Origin of the sequence: Pelagivirga sediminicola (assembly GCF_003072125.1) — a bacterium.
In the GTDB taxonomy this organism is placed as follows: Bacteria; Pseudomonadota; Alphaproteobacteria; order Rhodobacterales; family Rhodobacteraceae; genus Roseovarius; species Roseovarius sediminicola.
In genome coordinates this window covers 88,793-111,239 of record NZ_QCYH01000008.1, presented here as the reverse complement: position 1 = coordinate 111,239, position 22,447 = coordinate 88,793, and the positions used below count along the sequence as shown (strand labels likewise).

Genomic DNA, 22,447 nt, shown 5'->3' with positions numbered 1-22,447 from the left:
GCCCGGTTGCGGGCGGCCTTTTCCAGCCAAGACCGATGAGACGGGTCTTGCCTAAGATGAAAATTTGTTTCTTGATAGTTGAGTGGACGCATCTTAGCTGCTAGCCTCGAATCGATATCACAGAAGGATCACAACAGATGTGCGGGATCGTAGGACTTTTTCTGAAGGACACGTCGCTTGAGCCCAATTTGGGCCGTATGCTGACGGAAATGCTGATCACGATGACGGATCGTGGCCCCGACAGCGCGGGCATCGCCATCTATGGCACCGAACACAAGGGCAAGGTGAAGGTGACGGTTCAGTCCGATCACCCCGACCGCGATTTTGCGGACCTGGCCAAGGACATGCAACAGGCGCTGGGCGGCGAAGTGACCGTTCGCGTCAACGACACCCACGCCGTGATCGAGATCGACGTGGCCTGGGCTGCGGCAGGCCGCACCGTTCTGGCCGAAATCCGCCCCGACGTGCGCATCATGAGCACCGGCGAGACGCTGGAGATCTACAAGGAAGTCGGCCTGCCCAAGAACGTCGCGGCGCGCTTTGACATCTCGTCGATGTCCGGCAGCCACGGCATCGGCCACACGCGCATGGCGACCGAATCGGCCGTCACCACGATGGGCGCGCACCCGTTCAACACCGGCCGCGACCAGTGCCTTGTGCACAACGGCTCGCTGTCGAACCACGCCAGCCTGCGCCGCAAGCTGCGCAAGGCCGGCATGCACATCGAGACCGAGAACGACACCGAAGTGGGCGCCGCCTACGTCACGTGGAAGATGCAGAACGGTGCATCCCTGGGCGAGGCGCTGGCTTCGACCATCGACGATCTGGACGGGTTCTTCAATTTCGTCGTCGGCACCAAGGACGGCTTCGGCGTCGTGCGCGATCCGATCGCGTGCAAGCCCGCGGTCATGGCGGAAACCGATCAGTATGTCGCGTTTGCCAGCGAATACCGCGCCTTCGTGAACCTGCCCGGCATCGATCATGCCCGCGTGTGGGAGCCCGAGCCCGCAACCGTCTATTTCTGGAGCCACGATCACGCTCCGACCGCTACCGAGAAGGCCGCGTAAATGCAAACTTTCGATCTTGAAGCGCAGGGTTTGCGCAACCTCAACGCCGCCCTTCAGGCGCAGTCCAAGGAAACCAACCAGACCGCATGGGAAGTCGTGAATGCCAAGGGCAGCCACGCCATCGCCGTCGGTCTGGACGCGCCCATCGAGGTGAACGTCAAGGGCTCCACCGGGTATTACTGCGCCGGCATGAACAAGCAGGCGACGGTGCATATCCACGGCTCCGCCGGGCCCGGCGTGGCCGAGAACATGATGAGCGGCACGGTCATCGTCGAAGGCGACGCCAGCCAGTATGCCGGCGCCACCGGCCGCGGCGGCACCCTGGTCATCAAGGGCAATGCCAGCTCGCGCTGCGGTATATCGATGAAGGGTATCGACATCATCGTGCACGGCAATATCGGCCACATGAGCGCCTTCATGGCGCAGTCGGGCAACCTCGTGGTTTGCGGCGACGCGGGCGATGCGCTGGGCGACAGCATCTACGAGGCGCGGCTCTTCGTGCGCGGCTCGGTCAAGTCGCTGGGCGCGGACTGCATCGAAAAGGAAATGCGCCCCGAGCATATCGAGATACTCAAAGATCTGCTGGAGCGCGGCGAATGCGATGCCAAGCCCGAAGAGTTCAAGCGCTACGGCTCGGCGCGCAAGCTCTACAACTTCGACATCGACAACGCATATTGAGGGGACCGACCATGAAAGACGACGCAAAGGGCGCACCGCGCACAGTGCCGATCCAGTCGGCCACCTTCTCCAACTCCGCGAATGCCGAGATCCGCCGCGCCGCGGCCACCGGGATCTATGACATTCGCGGTGGCGGCTCCAAGCGCAAGCTGCCGCATTTCGACGACCTGCTGTTTCTGGGCGCCTCGATCTCGCGCTACGCGCTCGAAGGCTACCGCGAGAAATGCGACACCTCGGTGACGCTGGGCACGCGTTTCGCCAAGAAGCCGATCCAGCTGGATATCCCGATCACAATCGCGGGCATGTCCTTTGGCGCGCTTTCGGGCCCCGCCAAGGAGGCCTTGGGCCGCGGCGCATCCATGGCCGGCACCTCGACCACCACCGGCGACGGCGGCATGACCGAGGAAGAGCGCGGCCATTCCAAGCAGCTGGTCTATCAGGTGCTGCCGTCGCGCTATGGCATGAACCCCGATGACCTGCGCCGCTGCGACGCGATCGAGGTCGTGGTCGGCCAGGGCGCCAAGCCGGGCGGCGGCGGTATGCTGCTGGGCCAGAAGATCAGTGACCGCGTGGCCGAGATGCGCAACCTGCCCAAGGGCATCGACCAGCGCAGCGCCTGCCGTCACCCCGACTGGACCGGCCCCGACGATCTGGAGATCAAGATCCTCGAGCTGCGCGAGATTACCGGGTGGGAAAAGCCGATCTATGTCAAGATCGGCGGCACGCGCCCCTATTTCGACACCATGCTGGCGATCAAGGCCGGTGCGGACGTGGTCGTGCTGGACGGCATGCAGGGCGGCACGGCTGCCACGCAGGACGTCTTTATCGAGCATGTCGGCCTGCCCATCATCGCCTGCATTCCCGAAGCGGTGCGCGCGCTGCAGGACATGGAGCTGCACCGCGAGGTGCAACTGGTCGTCTCGGGCGGCATCCGCAATGGTGCGGACGTGGCCAAGGCGCTGGCGCTGGGCGCCGACGCGGTCGCCATCGGCACCGCGGCGATGATCGCGCTGGGCGATAACGATCCCAAGTGGGAGGCCGAGTATAACGCGCTGGGCACCACCGCGGGCGCCTATGACGACTGGCACGAGGGCAAGGATCCCGCCGGCATCACCACGCAGGATCCGGAACTGTCCAAGCGGTTCGACCCCATCGCGGGGGGCCGACACCTGAACAACTACCTCAAGGTGATGACGCTGGAGGCGCAGACGATCGCGCGCGCCTGCGGGCACAACCACCTGCACAACCTCGAGCCGGAGGATCTGGTCTCGCTGACAATGGAGGCCGCGGCGATGGCCAAGATCCCCCTTGCCGGCACCCAGTGGTATCCCGGCAAGCCCGGCACCAGCTACTGACGACCTTCGGTTAAAAGGGCGCAGCACTTTGGTGCTGCGCCCTTTTTTGCCTATAAAGCCCAGAAACGTTTCAACAGGGACCCCCAAACATGACAACAGATCAACTCGTTCAAGACTCTCAAATCAATCTGCACGATTGGGGCCAGGAACGCGGCATCAAGTATTTCATGGTCAACTTCACGGATATTCTGGGCACGCAGCGCACCAAGCTGGTCCCGATCCGCGCCATTGGCCGCATGCAGGAAAACGGCGCAGGCTTTGCCGGGTTTGCCGGCGGCATGGATTACACGCCCTCGCATCCAGATATGCTGGTGATGCCCGATGCCGACGCCGTGGTCCAGTTGCCGTGGCAGCCCGACATGGCCTGGGTTCCGGGCAACCCCGTGATGAAGAACGAATATTCCGCCCAGGCGCCGCGCAACGTGCTGCGCAAGCAGATCGCCGATGCGGCCGAGATGGGCCTGCATTTCAAGATCGGGGTGGAGCCAGAATTCTCCTTGCTGAACTGCGACGGAACCGCCGTCGGCGACACGCTCGATACCCGCCGGAAGCCTTGCTATGACCAGCAGGCGATGATGCGCAACTATCACATCATCCGCGAGACCAGCGATTACATGCACGAGCTGGGCTGGGGCTGCTATCAGAGCGATCACGAGGACGCCAACGGCCAGTGGGAGATGAACTGGGACTTCGACGATGTCCTGACGATGGCCGATCAGCTGAGTTTCTTCAAATTCATGATCAAATACGTCGCCGAAAAGCACGGCATGCGCGCCAGCTTCATGCCCAAGCCGCTTCCGGGGCTGACGGGCAACGGCCTGCACGCGCATATCTCGGCCTGGGATGGCATGGGCGAGGATGCCAAGACCAACCTCTTTGCCGGCGAGGGCGACACGCCGGCGGGCCGTCATGGCCTGTCCGAGCTTGGCGGGCATTTCCTGGGCGGTATCCTCAAGCATGGCAGCGGCATGACCGTCATCTGCTGCCCGACGGTCAACAGCTACAAGCGCATCGGCGCGGCCAGCACCGCATCGGGGGCCACCTGGGCGCCCAACAGCATCACCTGGGCCGGTGACAACCGCACGCATCTGGTCCGCGTGCCGGGCGGCGGCCGGATGGAGCTGCGCCTGCCTGATGGCGCAACCAACCCCTACCTGATGCCGGCCGTGATCATGGCTGCGGGTCTGTCGGGTGTCCGCAACAAGGTGGATCCGGGAGAATCGCACGACATGGATCAGGTGATCGACGAATCCAAGGTCAAGGATGCCGCGCAGTTGCCGCAGAACATGTGGGAAGGTCTGCGCACCTTCGAGTCTGACACCGAGCTGACCAAATCCATGGGCGATGAGTTTGCCAAGGGCTTCGTCAAGCTGAAGCAGAAGGAGTGGAACGACTACGCCATGCACTTCACCCAGTGGGAGCGTGACCACACGCTGGACATCTGATTCGCGCTCCTGGCGCAGATATCCGGAAAGGGGCGGGCCATATGGTCCGCCCTTTTTGCATGACGCGGCGCCGTCAGGCGTTTTGCGGATAGCAGATGATCGACAGATAGCGGCAGGGCAGGCTGACCAGCCGCTCCGGCCCGTGCGGCGCATCGGCGTCGAAGAACAGCGTATCGCCGGGCTTCAGGGGCACCACATCATCGCCATGCCGATAATCGACCGCGCCCTCCAGCATGTAGATCGTCTCGATCCCGCCATGCTGAAAGGTCGGGAAGGTGTCGGAAATATCGCTGAGCGTGATCAGGTAGGGCTCCACGATGACGCCCGATCCGTTTGATCCGATATGGCCCAGAAGGTTGTATTGATGCCCCGCGCGCGTGCCTGCGCGTTCCAGCTCGACGCCCTCGCCGGACTTGGTATGCACGTATTCGCGCGTCTCCTCGAAGCGGCGGAAGAAGCCGGTGATCGGCACGCGCAGCGCATTGGCCAGCGTCTGAAGCGTCGTCAGGGACGGGGACGTGTTGCCGTTCTCGATCTTGGAGAGCATCCCGATGCTGAGACCGGTCTTGGCCGAAAGCTCGGCGACGGTGATCTCCTGCTTGCGCCGATGCGCGCGCAATTCACGCCCGATCGCGATTTCCAGAACGTTTTCGCGGTCTTCCTTTGTTCCGCGATGCGGATCCTGCGTCAGCTTGGCCGCCTGCGCGTGGGTGAGCTTTTGAACCGTCATATGCATCCTGTCGCTGCGCGTGATCCTGTCCCGAAGCCCCCCGCCGCGCTGTCCGGGGCTCATATGCGCCTGAAGAATGCAGATTTTTCACTCTCAGGACAAGATTGATACTATCGGGCAAAGTTTTTTTGGCTGAAATGCGATAATTTTGGCGCCCAAGCCCTTGATATAACTTGAATCAGACACGTGGCGGCCTGTCTTTGCGCTAGCGCAAGCCCAGAAAAAAAACTTGACCCACAGTGAAGACGTGCAACACTGCACCTCCGACCAGTGCCGATATGGGGCCAAAACGAGCCTTGCTGGTCGATAATTTTGGAAACATCCAAATCATAATGGCGCCGAACCAACGGTGCCGCCGGTGTACATCAGTTGCGCCGGTCCAACGGGAGAAAAGCATGAGAAAGACTTCAACGGCCGTCGCGGCCGTACTGGCCGTTTGCGCGCCTTTGACGGCCCTTGCCGAAGACAGCAGCGACCCCATCGTGATTCCGATCCACAACTGGTCCTCGCAGATCGTGATGTCGAATGTCGTGGGCCAGATCCTGCAGGAGCAGGGCAATTACGTGGAATACGTCACCACGGACAGCCAGGCAGTCTACGAATCCATACGCCTCGGCGACGTCACGCTTGAGATGGAAGTGTGGGAAGGGGCGTTCGGCGCATCCTACCGCGCCGCGATGGAGAAGGGCGGCATTGTCGACGCCGGCGATCACGACGCCGTCACGCGCGAGGATTGGTGGTATCCCATGTGGACCAAGGAGGCCTGTCCGGGCCTGCCCGACTGGGAGGCGCTGAACGAGTGCGCCGAGGTTTTCGCCACGGTCGAGACCGGTGACAAGGGCCGCTATCTGGATGGTCCGGTGGACTGGCTCAAGCACGGCAAGGAGCGGGTCGAGGCGCTGGACATGAACTTTACCGTGATCAATGCCGGCAGCGCCGCCGCGCTCTGGGCCACGATCGGCGCCGCCGAGGCCGAGAAGAAGCCGATTGTCGTCTTCAACTGGACGCCCAATTTTGCCGAGGCGGTCTGGCCGGGCGAGTTCGTGGAATTTCCCGAATGGGAAGACGGCTGTGACACCGATCCGGCTGTCGGACCGAACCCCGATGCGCTCTATGATTGCGGCAATCCCGCCAACGGCTATCTGAAGAAGGCCGCCTGGGAAGGGATGCAGGAAAAATGGCCCGGCGCCTACGAGACGCTGACCAAGATTTCCTTTACCAACCCGCAGATCGCAGAAATGGCCAAGCTGGTCGATGTCGACGAGCTGGAGCCCGAAGAGGCCGCGGCCGAGTGGCTGGATGCCAATCGCGACGTCTGGGAAGGCTGGGTCAACTGATCCACCCCGCGCCATGATCCAACCTTTCCGGCCCCGCCCGAATTCATCGGACGGGGCCGCTTTGCCCCGAGGAACTTAATGCAACAGACCGCATCCGCCGCCACCGAACAGCCCGTCATCTCCTGCCGGAATGTCTGGAAACTGTTCGGCTCCGACCCGACGACATATCTTGCCACCATGCCCGCCGGACGCGGCTATGAGGAAATCCGCAGCGATGGCTATATCGCCGGCGTCAAGGATGTCAGCGTGGATGTCCGGCGCGGCGAGATGCTGGTGATCATGGGCCTGTCGGGGTCCGGAAAATCCACGCTGGTGCGCTGCTTCAGCCGCCTGCACGACATCACCGGCGGCACGATCGAGGTCGAGGGCCAGGACGTGATGAGCCTGTCCGAAAAAGAGCTGATCGAGCTGCGCCGCTCGAAAATGGGCATGGTGTTCCAATCCTTCGGCCTTCTGCCGCATCGCACGGTGCTGGACAATGTCGCCTTCCCGCTGGAGATGCGCGGGCAGGACCGCCACAAGCGGCGCGAGCGCGCGATGGAGGTCATCAAGCTGGTCGGTCTTGAGGGGCGCGAGGACTATTTCCCGCGCGAGCTGTCGGGCGGCCAGCAGCAGCGCGTCGGCATCGCCCGCAGCCTCGCGATCGAGCCCGATATCTGGTTTCTGGACGAGCCCTTCAGCGCGCTCGACCCGCTGATCCGCCGCGAAATGCAGGATGAATTCCTGCGCCTGCAGGAGATGCTGGCCAAGACCATCGTCTTCATCACCCATGATTTCGACGAGGCGCTGCGCCTTGCGGACCGCATCGCCATCATGAAGGACGGCGCGGTCGAGCAATGCGACACGCCCGACCAGATCGTGCTGCACCCGGCCACGGAATACGTGCGCAAATTCACCGAGGAGATCGACAAGGCCCGCGTCGTGCATGCCAGCGTTCTGGCCAAGCCGGACCTGACCGGCAGCGGCGATCCGGTCGATGCGCTGTCCACCGTTCACCAGCTTGCGCAGCTTCTGGTGCAGGACACGCGTGAGGCGATCCCGGTTGCGCGTGAAGGCAAGGTGATCGGCGCGTTCCGGCGCGAGGATGCGCTGAACATCCTTGTGGGGGCCCACTGATGGCCGTCCTGACAACCGATCCGGTGGCTGGCCTTGCCCTGACACGGCCCCGCGCGGCGCTGCTGATGGTGGTGCTCGCCGCGGTGTTGACGCTGCTGCATTATGCGGGCGTCCTGCCTGCTGTGCTGCACCGTCTGCCTGAGGCATGGATTCCGCCCTTCGCCGCCTGGCTGGATGCGGGGTTCAACTTCATCAAGGACGATCTTGGCCTTCTGGCGCTCACACGCTTCCTGACGGAGGGGCTGGAATGGGTGCTGGACGCTACCGCGAACCTCTTTTTCGGTCAGCGCCGCTGGCCCTATCTGGGGCCGATCCCCTGGACCGCCATCGCCGCCGTTGCCGCCGTGGTGGGCTATTACCTGGGCGGCTGGCGCATGGCGCTTCTGGGCGGGGGCGTGTTTGTCTGGACCGCGCTGATCGGCCAGTGGAAGATCGCGATGCAGACGGCGTCGGTGCTGGTCGTGGCCGCGCCGCTGGCCTTCGTGATCGGCCTGTCGCTGGGCATTGCGGGCTGGAAATATGCCTGGGTCAGCCGCGCGATCAAGCCGGTGCTGTCGGTGCTGCAAACGCTGCCCTTCTTCACCTATCTTCTGCCGGCGGTCATCTTCTTCAAGGTCGGCCCGACGGCCGGGGCCGTGGCCACCACGATCTATGCGATCCCGCCGATGATCCTGATGACCACGCTGGGCCTGCAAAAGGTGCCGCACGAGGTGATCGAGGCCGGCCACATGAGCGGTTGCACCCGCTGGCAACTGCTGCGCCATGTCTATCTGCCCTCTGCGCGGCGCGAGATACTGGTCGGCGTCAACCAAGTCATCATGCTGAGCCTTGCCATGGTCGTTCTGACCGCCTTCATCGGCATGCCGGGCCTTGGCGCCAAGCTGCTGGCGATGATGGGCTCTTTCAAGCTGGGCCGCAGTTTCGAGATCGGCATCACCATCGTGCTGATCGCCGTTATGCTGGACCGCATGTCCAAGGCATGGGCGCTGAAGCAGCCCGAACATCACGAGCGCGGCACCCCCTGGTGGAAGCAGCACGCGCTGCTGCTGATCGGGATCGGCGCCTTTGTCTTCTTCTGCATCCTGGGGCAGTTCGTGGAGGTCGCCAGCGATATCGGCCGCCGCCAGAATTTCAGCCAGGGCAAGCTGATGGACGATCTGATCAAGGATTTTCTGGCCCTCGGCTGGGTCAACGCAATCACCGGCTGGATCCGCTATGTGGTGAACGTGCAGATCCTGATCCCCTTCCGGAATTTCCTGCTCAGCATCCCCACACCGGCCTTCATCCTTGCCATCGCGGCCTTCGCGCTGTGGCTGGGGGGGCGCAAGCAGGCGTGGCTGGCGGCGCTCTTCTTTGGCCTCGTGGCGCTGTCGGGCTGGTGGGACCGGTCGGTGATCACGCTCTATTCGGTGATCTCGGCGGTGACGCTTGCGCTGCTGTTCGGCTTGCCGATCGGCATCATCGCATCGCGCGATGAGAAATGGTCGCGCCGGGTGCTTCTGGCCTGCGACACGGCGCAGACATTCCCCAGCTTTGTCTACCTGATCCCCGCGATCATGCTGTTCGGCATCACCGATGTCGCCGTCATCTTCTCGATCCTGATCTTCGCCATGGTGCCGCTGACGCGCTACACCATCGAAGGTCTGCGCACCGTGCCCGAAGAGATGACCGAGGCCGCCGACATGTCCGGCGCCACCCGTATGCAAAAGCTGTGGAAGGTGCAGCTGCCGCTGGCGCTGCCGACGATGGCGGTGGGGTTCAACCAGGCGATCATGTTCGCGTTCTTCATGGTCATCATCGCGGCCTTCATCGGCACGCAGGATCTGGGCCAGGAGCTTCAGCGCACGCTGGCCGGCACGGATATGGGCAAGAATTTCGTGCTGGGCATCTGCGTGTCGCTGATGGCGCTGACCTTCGATCTGACGATCCTGAAATGGGCCAATGACCGCAAACGCGCGTTGGGCCTGGGTGAATGACGCGCCTCAAGGCGCGTCACCGCCCGGGGCGTCAACGGACGACCAGCACCGGGATCGGGCTGTGGCTGACCACCTCGGAGGTCTGACTGCCCAGCAACAGGCGGCTAACGCCGCGCCGCCCGTGCGAGGCCATGACGATCAGGTCGCAGCCCAGATCCCGCGCCGTGTCGACGATGCCCTCGGCGGCCGAATCGTTGACGGCCTGCCGCGTGGCGATCTCGACACCGAGCTTTTCGGCCGCGCCCTTGACGGCCAGTAATGCGTCCTCGGCATGCCGTTTTTGCGCCGCGCTCCACGAATCCAGCGTCGCCGCACTTTGTAGCGGATAGGGCTGGCTGACCGTGATGACGGTGATCTTGCTGGCATTTTCCTTGCCGAGGGCCAGCCCGTGCTCGACCCCCTTCATGGCCAGTTCCGAGCCGTCGGTCGAAATCAGGATATGCTTGTACATGCTGTCGCTCCTCTTTTGTTGATCCATCTTCGCATGATTGGCCGAGATTACCATGATCTGGCGCAAACGCGGGGGCGTTGACGCCGCGCGGGCCGGATCACGGATGATTTACTTCCCGAATGTTTCGCTTCATGAAATATGCAGGGCGCAAAATGTCTTGCGGGAATCGGACCATGACGAACACGGCGGATACCGGGATCGAGCTGGGCGAGGTGATGCTGAGCATCGCCGTTCTCTATTGGTCGCTGCATGACAAGCTGGATTGCGCGGATCCGGGCATCTCCAAACAGGAGCGGTTGTTTCTGCTGCGGCTGTCCGCCCCGCGGCGGATGGGCGATCTTGCGAAGATCATGCAAAGCCTGCCGTCGACGGTCACGGTTCTGGCCGATGCGCTGGAGGCCAAGGGGCTGGTGGTGCGCAGGCGCGATCCCGATGACCGCCGCGCGTGGCTGCTGGAGCTGACCGAGCAGGGGCAGGGCGCCCGGCGCGCTCTGATGGACCGGATCGACGCCGCCTTGCGCGATGCGACGGGCCTGCCGGAGGCCGATCTGCACCGCTTCGGCGCGTTGATGCTGCGCATCCGCGACCACATCATGGCCGATGGCCTGCCAAAAGGATTGCCGTTTTGACGCGCTTCATCGTCTCTGCACTATGTCTGGCATTGTCGCTTGCGCCGCTGGCGGCGCGCGCGGCCGATCCCGCGATCCGGCCGGTCAAGGTGATGACAGTGGGCCAGGCGGAAACCGGGATGACCCGCGAATTCTATGGCAAGGTCGTGGCGCGCCAGACGGTGGATCTGGCGTTCCAGACCGGCGGGCAGTTGATCGAGTTTCCGCTGGTCGAGGGGCAGACCGTCGAGCAGGGCGCGCTTGTCGCGCGGCTGGATCCCGAACCCTTCGAGCTTGCGCTGGGGCAGGCCCGGCTGCGGCAATCGCAGGCGGCGCGCGATCTGGATCGCCTGTCGCGGCTCAGCAACGCGTCGGTCAGTCAGGCGGCACGCGATGATGCGCGCACCAACGAGGGGCTCGCCATGATCGCACTGCGCGATGCCGAGCGCGCGCTGGCGCAGGCCACGCTGACCGCGCCGTTCGAGGCGCTGGTTGCCGAGCGGCTGGTCGCCAATTTCAGCACCGTCGCCGCCGGAACGCCGGTTGCGCGGCTGCACGACATGTCCGAGCTGCGCGTCGAGGTCGAGGTGCCCGAAATCCTGTTCCAGCAGGCCGGGCGCAATCCCGATGTCAGCATCCATGCCAATTTCCCGGCAGGCGACCGCAGCTATCCGCTGGAAATCAGGGAGTTCACCTCTGACGCCGCGGCTGTCGGCCAGACCTTCAAGCTGACCCTTGCATTTGCCGCGGATGACGCGCCGGATGTCCTGCCCGGCTCTTCGGTCACGGTCTCGGCGCGCAGGCATCTGGACGATGCCGGGCTTGCCGTGCCCGCCTCTGCGCTGGTACCTGAGCCGGGTGGCGCGGTCTTTGTCATGGTCTACGAGGGCGACAAGGACGGCGCCACGGTGCACAGGCGCAAGGTGGCGCTGGATGTGGCCGAGGATGGCAGTTTTCGCGTCACGTCAGGGCTGCAGCCCGGAGAGCAGATCGTCGCGGCCGGGGCGACGGCGCTGAAAGACGGTCAGACGGTGCGCCGTTTCACCGGTTTTCCGAATTAAGGGCACAGGCAGATGAACATCGCGCGCGCGTCCATCGAAAAGCCGATCCTGACCTGGCTTTTAATCCTGGGCTGTCTTTTCGGCGGTCTTTGGGGCTTCTCGTCGCTGGGCAGGCTGGAGGATCCGGCCTTTACCATCAAACAGGCGGTGATCATGACCGGTTATCCCGGCGCATCGGCGGCGCAGGTCGCGCGCGAGGTGTCCGAGCCGCTGGAATCGGCCATTCAGCAGATGGGCGAAGTCGAGACCATCACATCGGTGAACCAGCCGGGCCGCTCGCTGATCGAGGTCGAGGTGAAATCGACCTATGACGGCGACACGCTGCCCGATATCTGGACAAAGCTGCGCGCGAAGGTGCGCGATGCGGCGCATGATCTGCCGCCGGGCGTGCGCCCGCCTTTCGTCAATGACGGCTTTGGCGATGTCTTCGGCCTGTATTACGCCGTCACCGCGCCGGGATTTTCGGACGGGGAAATCCACCGCCTTGCCACATGGCTGCGACGCGAATTGCTCGCCGTCGAGGGGGTGGCCGATGTCGATCTGTCGGGGCTTCCCGAAGAGGCCATCTTTGTCGAGCCGGAACTGGCCGTGTCCGTGGCCAAGAACGTGCCGCCCCAGGCGGTGGTCAGCGCGCTGTCCGCGGCAAACTCCGAATCGCCCGCCGGCTCGCTCGACCGGGGCGGGCGCCGCACGCTGATCGAGGGGCCTGCCGGATCGGACAGCGTGTCCGATATCTCGGGCCTGTCCATCGGCGTCGCGGGCGAGCTGCTGAACCTTTACGACGTGGCGCATGTCTATCGCGGCCGTGTCGAGCAGCCGTCGATGATTCTGCGCCATGACGGCGCCGAGGCGTTCAGCTTTGGCGTCGCGGGCCTTGCCGCCGAGAACATCGTCGAGGTCGGGCACCGCGTCGATGCGCGGCTGGCCGAGCTGTTCGCCGACATCCCCGAAGGCGTCGAACTCAGCCCTATCTATCAGCAGCATGTGGTGGTCGAAGAGGCCTCGAACGCATTTCTGATCAACCTCGCGATGTCGGTGGGCATCGTCGTGGCGGTGCTGGCGCTGTTCATGGGCTGGCGCGCCGCAGTCGTCGTCGGGGCGACATTGCTGCTGACCGTGGTCGGCACGCTCTTTTTTATGGCCGTTTTCGCGATCGAGATGGAGCGGATCTCGCTGGGGGCGCTGATCATCGCGATGGGCATGCTGGTGGACAATGCCATCGTGGTGGCCGAGGGGATGCAGATCGCCATGCAGGGCGGCCAATCCTCGCGGCAGGCCGCGGGCGAGACGGCGGGCAAGACGCAGATTCCGCTGCTGGGCGCCACGGTGATCGGCATCATGGCCTTCGCCGGCATCGGCCTCAGCCCGGATGCGACGGGTGAATTCCTGTTCTCGCTCTTTGCGGTGATCGCCATTTCGCTGCTGCTCAGCTGGGTGCTGGCGATCACGGCGACGCCGCTTTTGGGGCATTACCTCTTCAAGCGCGGCAAGGCGGGAGGCGCGGGCGCGTATGATGGCCCGGTCTTTCGCGCCTATGCCGCCACGCTGCGCGGCGCGATCAAGGCCCGCTGGCTGGTGATCGGGGGGCTGATCGTCATTACCGTCGCCTCCTTTGCCGCTTTCGGGCAGATCCGGCAGCAGTTCTTTCCCAACTCCAACACGCCGCTGTTTTTCGTGCATTACAAGCTGGCGCAGGGCAGCACGATCCGCGAGACGGCGCAGGATCTGGCGGTGATCGAGGAGTGGCTGGGCGCGCGCGATGACGTGCTGTCCTACACCACCTATGCGGGGCAGGGCGCCAGCCGCTTCATGTTGACCTATTCCGCCGAAAAGCCGAACCCCAGCTATGGGCACATGATCATCCGCACCCCGAACATCGACGCGATCCCCGCCTTGCGCGCAGAGCTGGAGGCCTTCGGGCGCGAGGCGTTGCCGCAGGGCGAATTCCGCACGCGGCGGCTGGTGTTCGGGCCGGGCGGGGGCGATCCGATAGAGGCGCGGCTTTCGGGGCCGGATCCGGTGGTGCTGCGCCGACTGGGCGCGCAGGTGATCGACGCGATGGAGGGCGCCTCGCCCGATATTCTGGACGCGCGCACCAACTGGCGCGAGCCCGAACTGGTCCTGCGCCCCATCTACGCGACCGACCGCGCGCAAAGCGCCGGGATCAGCCGCGATGACGTGGCCGGCGCGCTGCGCTTTGCCACCGACGGGATTTCGGGCGGCGTCTATCGCGAGGACGAGCGGCTGATCCCGATCACCGTGCGCCTGCCAAGGAACGCCACCAGCGACCTGCGCGATCAGCCGGTGTGGTCCGAAACCGGCCAGAACTTCATGCCGATCGAGCAGGTGATCGACGGGCTGGATTTCGAGGTGCAGGACACGCTTTTCCATCGCCGCGACCGTGTGGCGACGCTGACCGTCGGCGCCGATATCCCGCCCGAGCGCACCGCCGCCGAAGTGTTCGGCCAGATCCGCGCCGCCGTGGAGGGGGTCGAGGTGCCCGCCGCCTACACGCTGGAATGGGGCGGCGAATTCGAAAGCTCGACCGATGCGCAAAAGAGCCTCAGCGGGCAGCTGCCGCTCAGCCTGCTGGTGATGGTGGTGATCTCGGTGCTGCTGTTCAACGCGATCAGGCAGCCGGTCATCATCTGGCTTCTGGTGCCGATGTCGGTGAACGGCGTGGTGCTGGGGCTGCTGGGCACGGGGCTGCCCTTCACCTTCACCGCGCTGCTGGGGCTTTTGTCGCTGTCGGGCATGCTGATCAAGAACGGCATCGTGCTGGTAGAGGAGATCGACCTTGTGCGCGCCGAAGGGCTGCCGCTGCGCGAGGCGATCGTGGTGGCCTGCGTGTCGCGTCTGCGGCCGGTGGTGCTGGCGGCAGCGACGACCATTCTGGGCATGATCCCGCTTCTGGGCGATGCGTTCTTCGTGTCGATGGCGGTGACCATCATGGGCGGGCTGGCCTTTGCCAGCGTGCTGACGCTGATCGCGGCGCCGGTGTTCTATTACGTGTTCTTCGCGCGCAAGGATCGCGCGGACCGCGTCGCACAGGCCCCGGCGCTTTAGGCGAATTGCGGTGGCGCGCTGCGCTGCAACTCGGACGGGGTCATGCCGAAGCGCGTCTTGAACAGGCGCGAGAATTGCGCCTGATCAGAGAACCCGAAGCGATAGGCGACCTCGGCGATGCTGACCGAGCGTGACGCCGCCAGCCGGTCGCGCGCCGCCGTCAGGCGCTGATCACGGATCTGCTGCGACACAGTGCCGTTCACGTCCTTGAACAGATCGTGCAGGTAGCGCTTGGAAATGCCGCAGCCCTGCGCGATCAGATCGGGGGACAGGGCCGGATCCTTCAGGTGATCGCGGATGAACCGCTCGACCCGCAGCAGATGCGCCGCGCGCACGCTGGACACGTCGCCGGTATCCACCGCGCTGGATTTTTCATCCAGCGCAAGACCCAGAAGCTCCAGCAATTGCCGGCCTGCCGTCTCGGCGGCGGCGCCGCTCAGATCGTCGATGCGCTGCTGGATCTGATCGACCATCGCCGCGAACAGCCCCGCGGTGCCGGAGGTCGCGTCGATGACCTGCGCACAGAACCGGTCAGGATTGCGCACGCGCTCGGACAACGCGCGGCGGCTGACCTTCAGCACATACAGATCGTTGGGCTTGGCATACATGAAGCGATAGGGCTCGTCCCCGCGCTTTAGGATGAATCCGCCCGGATCGCAGCGCACGTCGCGGCCCAGCTGGCGGAATTCCACCGGCGATGATCGCGGGATCGTCACCAGGTACTCTTCCTCGCGGGCCTCGCGAATGTGGCTGGGGCGCCGCTCGTAAAGGACCGGCGCGGATGTCAGCCGCGACAGGCCCACGTGGCCCAGCGGCATGCGGCTGAGCCTGCCGTCGAATTGCGAGGGACTCTGAAACTGCAACTCCAGCGGAAAATACGCATCCATGATGACCGCGTTCCAATGGCTCGACCGGTCATGCGCGGGCGTGTTCGCAGTCGAAAATTTCAATGTGGCTGACATTTGCTCCTCCCTTGAACGAAGTTACCGGCGAAGCCTCATTTCACAAAGAAAATTTCCGGTGACTGCGCTCAGCGTCAAGAAATCCTGCGTTCGGCGTCAAATATCGCTGCGCTGATCGCCAAATGATCCTGCGCCGGGGGGCAAGACCGAAGGGCGCCGCGCGGGCAATGCTGGCCCATGATCTCGACGTGCAAAGGCGGCATGGCGATGCAGGCGAGCCCCTCGAAGGGGCACCCGCAGGCGCGTCCGGGCCCCTTGCGCGCAACGCAAAGGACACATGATATGCCTCGGAAAAATGTCGATCCCATTACCTTGTCGGTGGTGCGCGGCGTGCTGGAGACAACGCAGCGCGAAATGACCATGGCGCTGGAGAAGACGGCGCGCAGCTCGGTCTTCAACCTCGCGCATGACTACTCCACCGCGCTTTTCAACCACACGCCCGAGATGATCCTGCAGGGGCAGGACATTCCCATCCACCTCGGCAGCCTCATTCCCGCGATGAAGGCGGTGGACAAGTTCTTTGATGGCGACATCAAGGAGGGCGATCTGATCCTGCATAACGATCCCGATTATGCCGGCAGCCATATCATCGACACCTGCATGTATTACCCCGTCTTCTACAAGGGCGAGCTGGTGTTCTGGACCGTCTGCAAGGGCCACCTGACCGATATCGGCGGCCCGGTGCCCGCCGGCTACAACCCCGACGCCAAGGAGATCTTCGCCGAAGGTTTGCGCATCCCCCCGATCAAGATCTGGGACGAGGGCAAGCCGCGCCATGACATCCTGAACATGCTGCTGACCAACATGCGCGCCCGCCGCGATCAGGAGGGCGATTTCAATGCGCTCATCGGCGCCTGCCAGGTCGGTGCGCGCAACATGATCGCGCTCTTGGACAAATACGGCAAGGAAACGGTTCAGGACTGCATCGAGGTGCTGCTGGACATGGCCAACAAGCACATGAAAAGCCTGATCGCCGAAGTGCCGGACGGCACCTATAGCGGCACCGCCGTGCTGGAGGATGCCGGCCACGGCTTTGGCGATTTCGACATCACCGCGACCGTCACGATCAACGGCGAAAAGGTGCATATCGAGATCGAAAGCCCGCCGCAGATCCCGTATTTCATCAATTCCTACGAGGGGAACAGCTATTCCGGCGTCTATCTGGGCCTGATGATGTTCGCGCAGCTTCCGCCGCCTTATAACGAGGGGCTGTATCGCAACATCACCGTCGACATGGGCCCGCGCGGCACGCTGTGCAACGCCAAGCCACCCGCGCCCCACGCCAACTGCACCACCACCCCGATGGAGACGCTGACCGACGCCGTGCGCCTCGCGTTCGAGCAGGCGGCGCCCGACAAGGTTTCGGCCAGCTGGGGCCATGCCAATGGCTGCAACATCGCCGGCTGGGACACGCGCCATGACGAGGAATACGTGACGATGGTGCTCGCCTCGATCATCTCCGGCGCGGGCGCCACGGCGTCGCAGGATGGCTGGCATGTGCGCGGGCCGCAATGCTGCTTTGGCGCGCTGACCTCGGGCGATATCGAGATGCTGGAGCATTCCTATCCCATCATCATCCACCGCTATTCGATGATGGTCGACAGTGGCGGCGCGGGCAAGTTCCGCGGCGGATCGGGCGCCTGCTGGGAGGTGGAGCCGCTGGACAAGCCGATGACGCTGATCACCTTCGGCGAGGGCCGCCGCATCCCCGCGATGGGTGCCGGCGGCGCGAAATCCACGATGATCGAGCCCAAGGTCGGGCGGCTGGAAATCACCCGGAACGGCCAGACCGAAATCATCACCGACAACGTGATCGAGACGATCAACCCCGGCGAGCGGGCCGCCAACAAGAACCCCGGCGGCGGCGGCTTCGGCAACCCGTTCGAGCGCGATCCGCGCCGCGTGGTCGAGGATATCCGCAACGGCCTGGTCAGCATCGAAGGGGCCAAGCAGGACTATGGCGTCATCCTCTCCGACGCCGAAAGCCTGACCGTGGACGAGGCGGCGACCGCGAAAACCCGCGCCAGCGCTGCATAAGCCAAGACTAGAAAGGATTTTCCCATGCGTAGCAAATATCGTCTTGGCATCGATGCCGGCGGCACCTTCACCGATTTCGTTCTGGCAGAACAGGGCGGCGACGTTCAGATCTTCAAGGTTCTGTCGACCCCGAACGAGCCGACCAAGGCCATCAGGAACGGCCTTGCCCTGATCGAGGAGGAGACCGGCGTATCGCCGCGCGACATCGTGTCGAACTCCGATCTGTGCATCAACGGCACGACCGTCGGCCTCAATGCGCTGATCACCCATAACGGCGCGAAAACCGGCCTCATTGCGACAGAGGGGCACGAGGATTCCATCGAGATCCGCCTTGGCCACAAGGAGGACGGGTATCGCTACGATCCCGACTATCCGCCCGCGACCATGCTGGTTCCGCGCCACCTGCGCCGCCCGATTTCCGAGCGCGTCCTGTCGGACGGCACCGTGCGCACCCCGATGGACGAGGAGCAGGTGCGCGAGGCCTGCCGCTATTTCATCGCCGAGGGCGTGGAATCGGTCGCCATCTCCTTTGTCTGGTCGGTGCTCCACACCGACCACGAGATGCGCGCCGCCGAGATCGTGCGCGAGATGATGCCCGACGTGCGCCTGACCGTGGGCAGCGTGCTCTATCCGCAGGTGCGCGAATATACCCGCACCTCGACGGCGATCGTGAACGCCTATCTGGCGCCGATCCTGCAACGCTACGTGGAGGCGATCGACGGCTATTTCCGCGAGCTGGGCTCCAAGCATCCGGTACGGTATTTCCAGTCGAACGGCGGCCTCGCGCTGGGCCGCGTCGTGTCGGACCAATCGGTCTATGCGATCAACTCCGGTCCGGCATCGGCGCCGCAGGCGGCGCTCGACGTGGCCGCGCCTTGGGGCGATACCAACATCATCACCGTCGACATGGGCGGCACGTCGTTTGACATCACGCTGACGCGCGACGGGCAGGCGAATATCAACAAGAACATCGACTTCCTTCGCTACCGCATCGGCATCCCGATGATCCAGGTCGAAACGCTGGGCGCCGGGGGCGGCTCGATCGGGTGGATCGACGAGATGGGGCTGATGCAGATGGGCCCGCAATCGGCCGGGTCCGAGCCGGGCCCGGCCTGCTACGGGCAGGGCGGCGAGAACCCGACGACGACCGACGCCAACCTGACGCTGGGCTATCTCAACTCCGACGGTCTGGTCGGCGGGCGCCTGCCGCTGGACGTGGACAAGGCGCGCGCGGCGATCAAGGCCAAGCTGGCCGATCCGCTGGGCATCTCCGTCGAAAAGGCCGCCTACGGCATGTTCACCATCGTCAACAACAACATGATGAACGGCATCCGCCGCGTCTCGGTCGAGCGGGGGTATGACCCGCGCGATTTCGTGCTGATGGGCGCGGGCGGCGCGACCGGCGCGCATATCACCGCGCTGGCGCGCGAGATGGGCATCGCCAAGGTGCTGATTTCCAAGCTGGCCTCGGGCCTGTGCGCCTACGGCCAGATCCTGTCGGACGTCCGGTACAATTACATGGCCCCCGCGCCCCTGCGGCTGGAAGGGGCCGCGTCCGCGGCGCGTCTTGACGAGCTGTTCAAGGGACTTGAGGCGCGCGGGCGCGAGGATCTGAAGGATGACGGCTTTGCCGAGGAGGATATCTCGATCCGCCGCTCGCTGGACATGCGTTATGTCGGGCAAGTGCATGAATGCACGGTAGAAATCAGCCCCTTCGAGGTGACCGAGACATCGCTGGAGAAGATCAAGGACGCCTTCCATGCCCGCCACAAGGAGCTCTACACCTATGACGAGCCACGCAGCGCGGTCGAGGTGGTCAACGTCGAAAGCACCATCAACGGGCATGTGGCCAAACCCACGCGCATGAAGATCGCGCCGGGCAAGGGCGCGGCGGCGGCCATCAAGGGGCACCGCGACATGGTGTTCAGCGCCGATGGCACCGCACGCAGCACGCCGGTCTATGACGGCGGCGCGCTGGGCGCGGGCGACACGCTGACCGGCCCCGCGGTGATCGAGGAGGTGACGACAACCATCGTGGTCGAGCCTGACTGGACCGTGACGCTGCACGATACCGGCACCTATGTGCTGACCGCGGCGACGGGCGACGGCACCTCCGCCAAGGCCCAGACGATGGCCGAGGCGTAAGCGGTGAGCCATGCCACGCAAAATGCGCAGAACGCGCTGAATGCCACCGACGTTTCGGTGGCCTTCGGCGGCTTCAAGGCGCTGACGGATGTGACCATGACGCTGACGCCCGGCGCCGTGCATGGGCTGATCGGGCCCAATGGCGCGGGCAAGACGACGATGGTCAACGTGCTGACCGGCTTCCAGCCGCCCAGTTCGGGCCGGATCACGATGGCGGGGCAGGATGTCGGCGCTCTGGCGCCGCACCGGATGCGCCGCGCCGGGATCGCGCGCACGTTTCAGGCTGGGCGGCTCTTTGCCGGGCTGGATGTGCTGGATAACCTGGCGGTCACCGGCGTCGGTCTCGGCCGCTCGCGCCACGCCGCCGAGACCGAGGCGATGCGCGTGCTGGACTGGCTGGAGATTGCCCACCTCGCCGAGGCGCCCGCCGCCGGGCTGCCCTATACCGACGAGCGGCGCGTCGGCATTGCCCGCGCGCTGATGTTCGCGCCGCAATTTTTGCTGCTGGACGAGCCCGCCGCCGGCATGTCCGAGGCCGAGGCCGCCGATCTGGCGCGCCTCATCGCGCGCGTCGCGTGCGAGCTGGGCACCGGCGTTCTGCTGATCGAGCATAACGTGGGGCTGGTCCTTTCGGTCTCCAGCCATGTCTATGTCCTCGACGCGGGACGCATCATCGAGGAGGGCGGCCGCGATGTCATCACCGCCAGCCGCGCCGTTCGTGATGCCTATTTCGGCGTCGATCAGGAGGCCGCGTGATGTCGAAACTGGGCGTTTTCGACCTGTCCGTGCGCTATGGCAAGGTGCCGGCCCTGAACGAAGTGTCGCTGAGCATCGAGGAGGGCGAGCGCGTGTTCATCGCGGGCCCCAACGGCGCCGGCAAGTCGTCCCTTCTGGGTGCGATCAGCGGCGCGGTGGCCACCAGTCAGGGCCGGATCGAAATGGACGGCGATATCCTGACCGGCCAGCCGCCCGAAGCGATTGCGCGGCTCGGCCTGTCGATGGTGCCCGAGGGGCGCGAGATTTTCGGCGCGCTGACGGTGCAGGAAAACCTGCGTGTCGGCACCGGCCTGCGCCGGGACCGGCACGCGGTGCAGACCGACATGGACGAGATCTACAGCGCCTTCCCCATTCTGGGCGAGCGGCGACACGCGCCCGCCGGCGCATTGTCCGGCGGGCAGCAGCAGATGCTGGCCATCGGGCGCGCGCTGATGACCAACCCCAAGCTGATGATGGTGGACGAGCCATCGCTGGGCCTCGCGCCCAAGGTGGTCGATCAGGTCTATGACAAGCTGATTGCGCTGCAAGAGGAGCGCGGCCTGACCCTTTTGATCGTCGAGCAAAGCTCGGTCAGGGCCGCGCGCGTCGGCGGGCGGCTGATCCTGATGCGGGGCGGGGCCATCGTCGGCGGCGGAGATGCCGCAGATTTCGGCGATCAGGCGGCGTTGACCGAGGCTTATTTCGGCAAATCCGGCGCGGCAGAAGACGCGGAGGCAAAGGCATGAGCGATATCACGCAACTTTTCTTCGATGCCGCGGCGTTGGGCGGTATCTATGCCATGGCGGCGCTGGGAATCGCGCTGATCTTCGGCGTGATGAACCTCGTGAACTTCGCGCATGGCGAATACATCGCCTTTTGCGTCTTTGCGCTGATCCTGCCCTCGACCGATGCGATGTCGGTCATGTTTCTGGGCCGCGCGCCGGCCATCGTGCTGATCCCGGTGATCCTCGGGCTGGGCGCGCTGATTGCCGTCGCGTCCGAAATGCTGGTGTTCCGCCACATGCGCAACGCGTCCCCGGTGGCGATGATGGTCGGCTCCTTCGCGCTGGGCTTCGTGATCCAGAACACGCTGCTGGCGCTTTATGGCGGCCGGCCCAAGGCGATCAGCCTCTGGCCCGATCTGAACATGCCGGTCGAGCTGGCGGGGGCCAGCGTGCCTGTGCTGCAACTGATCGTGATCCTGACCACGCTGGTGGTGGTCACGGGCCTTGCCCTCCTGCTGCGCAAGACGCGGATCGGGCTGGAGATGCGCGCCGCCGCCGAGAATTTCCGCATGGCGCGCCTTCTGGGCGTGCGCGCCAATGTCGTGATCACCGGCGCCTTCGCGCTGTCGGGCGCGCTGGCCGCTGCCGTGGCGCTGATCATGGCGACGCAGACGGGCGTGGCCGACGTGCGCATGGGTGGGCAGATCATGCTGGTGGCCTTCATCGCCACCGTCATCGGCGGGCTGGGCTCGCTCCCCGGCGCGGTCGCGGCGGGCTTTCTGATCGGGGCGGCCTCCGTCGTGCTGCAAGCCTACCTTCCGCTCGACGCGCGCCCCTTCCGGGATGCGTTTCTCTACACGCTGGTGATCGTCAGCCTGCTGGTGCGCCCGCAGGGCCTGTTCGTGCCTAAATCCGCCCGTCCGAGGATCTGA

General features: G+C 64.6%; 18 protein-coding genes. 15 read left to right on the top strand and 3 right to left on the bottom strand.

The window, feature by feature from the left end; translation table 11 throughout:
* Window positions 1-137: 137 nt before the first annotated feature.
* The 4 genes from DC366_RS13860 (at window position 138) to glnT (ending at window position 4,545) form a co-directional block, all read left to right on the top strand.
* Window positions 138-1,067: a class II glutamine amidotransferase gene (locus tag DC366_RS13860; protein ID WP_108692819.1), complete on the top strand. Its 930-nt coding sequence runs from the start codon at window positions 138-140 to the stop codon at window positions 1,065-1,067.
* On the top strand, window positions 1,068-1,745 hold the full coding sequence (locus DC366_RS13855; RefSeq protein ID WP_108692818.1) for a GltB/FmdC/FwdC-like GXGXG domain-containing protein: 678 nt from the start codon (window positions 1,068-1,070) through the stop codon (window positions 1,743-1,745).
* Window positions 1,746-1,756: 11 nt separating this feature from the next.
* On the top strand, window positions 1,757-3,100 hold the full coding sequence (locus tag DC366_RS13850; RefSeq protein ID WP_108692817.1) for an FMN-binding glutamate synthase family protein: 1,344 nt from the start codon (window positions 1,757-1,759) through the stop codon (window positions 3,098-3,100).
* Between the two features lie 89 nt (window positions 3,101-3,189).
* Entirely contained in the window at window positions 3,190-4,545 is a 1,356-nt protein-coding gene (glnT, locus tag DC366_RS13845) for a type III glutamate--ammonia ligase (protein WP_108692816.1), read from the top strand.
* 73 nt (window positions 4,546-4,618) lie between these two features.
* On the opposite strand, the gene DC366_RS13840 is transcribed toward glnT, so the two are convergent.
* A complete protein-coding gene (locus DC366_RS13840) occupies window positions 4,619-5,275 on the bottom strand; it encodes a helix-turn-helix domain-containing protein (protein ID WP_108692878.1) in 657 nt (218 codons plus the stop codon).
* 395 nt (window positions 5,276-5,670) lie between these two features.
* Between DC366_RS13840 and DC366_RS13835 the strand changes: the two genes are divergently transcribed.
* The 3 genes from DC366_RS13835 (at window position 5,671) to DC366_RS13825 (ending at window position 9,704) form a co-directional block, all read left to right on the top strand.
* Window positions 5,671-6,612, top strand: coding sequence for an ABC transporter substrate-binding protein (locus tag DC366_RS13835; RefSeq protein ID WP_108692815.1), 942 nt, complete (start codon window positions 5,671-5,673; stop codon window positions 6,610-6,612).
* 78 nt (window positions 6,613-6,690) lie between these two features.
* On the top strand, window positions 6,691-7,728 hold the full coding sequence (locus DC366_RS13830; RefSeq protein WP_108692814.1) for a quaternary amine ABC transporter ATP-binding protein: 1,038 nt from the start codon (window positions 6,691-6,693) through the stop codon (window positions 7,726-7,728).
* Entirely contained in the window at window positions 7,728-9,704 is a 1,977-nt protein-coding gene (locus DC366_RS13825) for an ABC transporter permease (protein WP_108692813.1), read from the top strand. Before DC366_RS13830 ends, DC366_RS13825 begins: the two co-directional genes overlap by 1 nt.
* A 31-nt stretch (window positions 9,705-9,735) precedes the next feature.
* Here the strand turns inward: DC366_RS13825 and DC366_RS13820 are convergent, their stop codons facing one another.
* Window positions 9,736-10,155: a universal stress protein gene (locus tag DC366_RS13820; RefSeq protein WP_108692877.1), complete on the bottom strand. Its 420-nt coding sequence runs from the start codon at window positions 10,153-10,155 to the stop codon at window positions 9,736-9,738.
* A 173-nt stretch (window positions 10,156-10,328) separates the two neighbouring features.
* Between DC366_RS13820 and DC366_RS13815 the strand changes: the two genes are divergently transcribed.
* Genes DC366_RS13815 through DC366_RS13805 form a run of 3 tightly spaced genes read left to right on the top strand, consistent with a single transcriptional unit; the run spans window position 10,329 to window position 14,890 of the window.
* Window positions 10,329-10,784: a MarR family winged helix-turn-helix transcriptional regulator gene (locus DC366_RS13815; RefSeq protein WP_108692812.1), complete on the top strand. Its 456-nt coding sequence runs from the start codon at window positions 10,329-10,331 to the stop codon at window positions 10,782-10,784.
* Complete coding sequence (locus tag DC366_RS13810) at window positions 10,781-11,824, top strand: efflux RND transporter periplasmic adaptor subunit (RefSeq protein WP_243405133.1); 1,044 nt, start codon at window positions 10,781-10,783, stop codon at window positions 11,822-11,824. Before DC366_RS13815 ends, DC366_RS13810 begins: the two co-directional genes overlap by 4 nt.
* A 12-nt stretch (window positions 11,825-11,836) precedes the next feature.
* On the top strand, window positions 11,837-14,890 hold the full coding sequence (locus DC366_RS13805; protein WP_108692811.1) for an efflux RND transporter permease subunit: 3,054 nt from the start codon (window positions 11,837-11,839) through the stop codon (window positions 14,888-14,890).
* On the opposite strand, the gene DC366_RS13800 is transcribed toward DC366_RS13805, so the two are convergent.
* Window positions 14,887-15,852: an AraC-like ligand-binding domain-containing protein gene (locus DC366_RS13800; RefSeq protein WP_108692810.1), complete on the bottom strand. Its 966-nt coding sequence runs from the start codon at window positions 15,850-15,852 to the stop codon at window positions 14,887-14,889. The genes DC366_RS13805 and DC366_RS13800 overlap by 4 nt on opposite strands.
* Before the next feature lie 282 nt (window positions 15,853-16,134).
* On the opposite strand from DC366_RS13800, the gene capB reads away from it, so the two are divergent.
* The 5 genes from capB to DC366_RS13775 are packed head-to-tail and all read left to right on the top strand — an operon-like array spanning window position 16,135 to window position 22,447.
* Window positions 16,135-17,889 carry a caprolactamase subunit beta gene (capB, locus tag DC366_RS13795; protein ID WP_108692875.1) on the top strand — a complete coding sequence of 585 codons (1,755 nt, stop codon included), beginning with the start codon at window positions 16,135-16,137 and terminating at the stop codon, window positions 17,887-17,889.
* Between the two features lie 24 nt (window positions 17,890-17,913).
* Window positions 17,914-20,034 (top strand): caprolactamase subunit alpha, encoded by a 2,121-nt coding sequence (gene capA / locus DC366_RS13790; protein WP_108692809.1) that lies wholly within the window; start codon window positions 17,914-17,916, stop codon window positions 20,032-20,034.
* Between the two features lie 3 nt (window positions 20,035-20,037).
* A complete protein-coding gene (locus DC366_RS13785; protein ID WP_243405132.1) occupies window positions 20,038-20,790 on the top strand; it encodes an ABC transporter ATP-binding protein in 753 nt (250 codons plus the stop codon).
* Complete coding sequence (locus DC366_RS13780; RefSeq protein ID WP_108692808.1) at window positions 20,790-21,536, top strand: ABC transporter ATP-binding protein; 747 nt, start codon at window positions 20,790-20,792, stop codon at window positions 21,534-21,536. Before DC366_RS13785 ends, DC366_RS13780 begins: the two co-directional genes overlap by 1 nt.
* A complete protein-coding gene (locus tag DC366_RS13775; RefSeq protein WP_108692807.1) occupies window positions 21,533-22,447 on the top strand; it encodes a branched-chain amino acid ABC transporter permease in 915 nt (304 codons plus the stop codon). The genes DC366_RS13780 and DC366_RS13775 overlap by 4 nt, the downstream gene beginning before the upstream one ends.

Bases quoted from the DNA above. Each gene is read 5' to 3' on its own strand.
- DC366_RS13860 (WP_108692819.1), top strand. From the start codon at position 138: ATGTGCGGGATCGTAGGACTTTTTCTGAAGGACACGTCGCTTGAGCCC.
- DC366_RS13855 (WP_108692818.1), top strand. From the start codon at position 1,068: ATGCAAACTTTCGATCTTGAAGCGCAGGGTTTGCGCAACCTCAACGCC.
- DC366_RS13850 (WP_108692817.1), top strand. From the start codon at position 1,757: ATGAAAGACGACGCAAAGGGCGCACCGCGCACAGTGCCGATCCAGTCG.
- glnT (WP_108692816.1), top strand. From the start codon at position 3,190: ATGACAACAGATCAACTCGTTCAAGACTCTCAAATCAATCTGCACGAT.
- DC366_RS13840 (WP_108692878.1), bottom strand. From the start codon at position 5,275: ATGACGGTTCAAAAGCTCACCCACGCGCAGGCGGCCAAGCTGACGCAG.
- DC366_RS13835 (WP_108692815.1), top strand. From the start codon at position 5,671: ATGAGAAAGACTTCAACGGCCGTCGCGGCCGTACTGGCCGTTTGCGCG.
- DC366_RS13830 (WP_108692814.1), top strand. From the start codon at position 6,691: ATGCAACAGACCGCATCCGCCGCCACCGAACAGCCCGTCATCTCCTGC.
- DC366_RS13825 (WP_108692813.1), top strand. From the start codon at position 7,728: ATGGCCGTCCTGACAACCGATCCGGTGGCTGGCCTTGCCCTGACACGG.
- DC366_RS13820 (WP_108692877.1), bottom strand. From the start codon at position 10,155: ATGTACAAGCATATCCTGATTTCGACCGACGGCTCGGAACTGGCCATG.
- DC366_RS13815 (WP_108692812.1), top strand. From the start codon at position 10,329: ATGACGAACACGGCGGATACCGGGATCGAGCTGGGCGAGGTGATGCTG.
- DC366_RS13805 (WP_108692811.1), top strand. From the start codon at position 11,837: ATGAACATCGCGCGCGCGTCCATCGAAAAGCCGATCCTGACCTGGCTT.
- DC366_RS13800 (WP_108692810.1), bottom strand. From the start codon at position 15,852: ATGTCAGCCACATTGAAATTTTCGACTGCGAACACGCCCGCGCATGAC.
- capB (WP_108692875.1), top strand. From the start codon at position 16,135: ATGCCTCGGAAAAATGTCGATCCCATTACCTTGTCGGTGGTGCGCGGC.
- capA (WP_108692809.1), top strand. From the start codon at position 17,914: ATGCGTAGCAAATATCGTCTTGGCATCGATGCCGGCGGCACCTTCACC.
- DC366_RS13780 (WP_108692808.1), top strand. From the start codon at position 20,790: ATGTCGAAACTGGGCGTTTTCGACCTGTCCGTGCGCTATGGCAAGGTG.
- DC366_RS13775 (WP_108692807.1), top strand. From the start codon at position 21,533: ATGAGCGATATCACGCAACTTTTCTTCGATGCCGCGGCGTTGGGCGGT.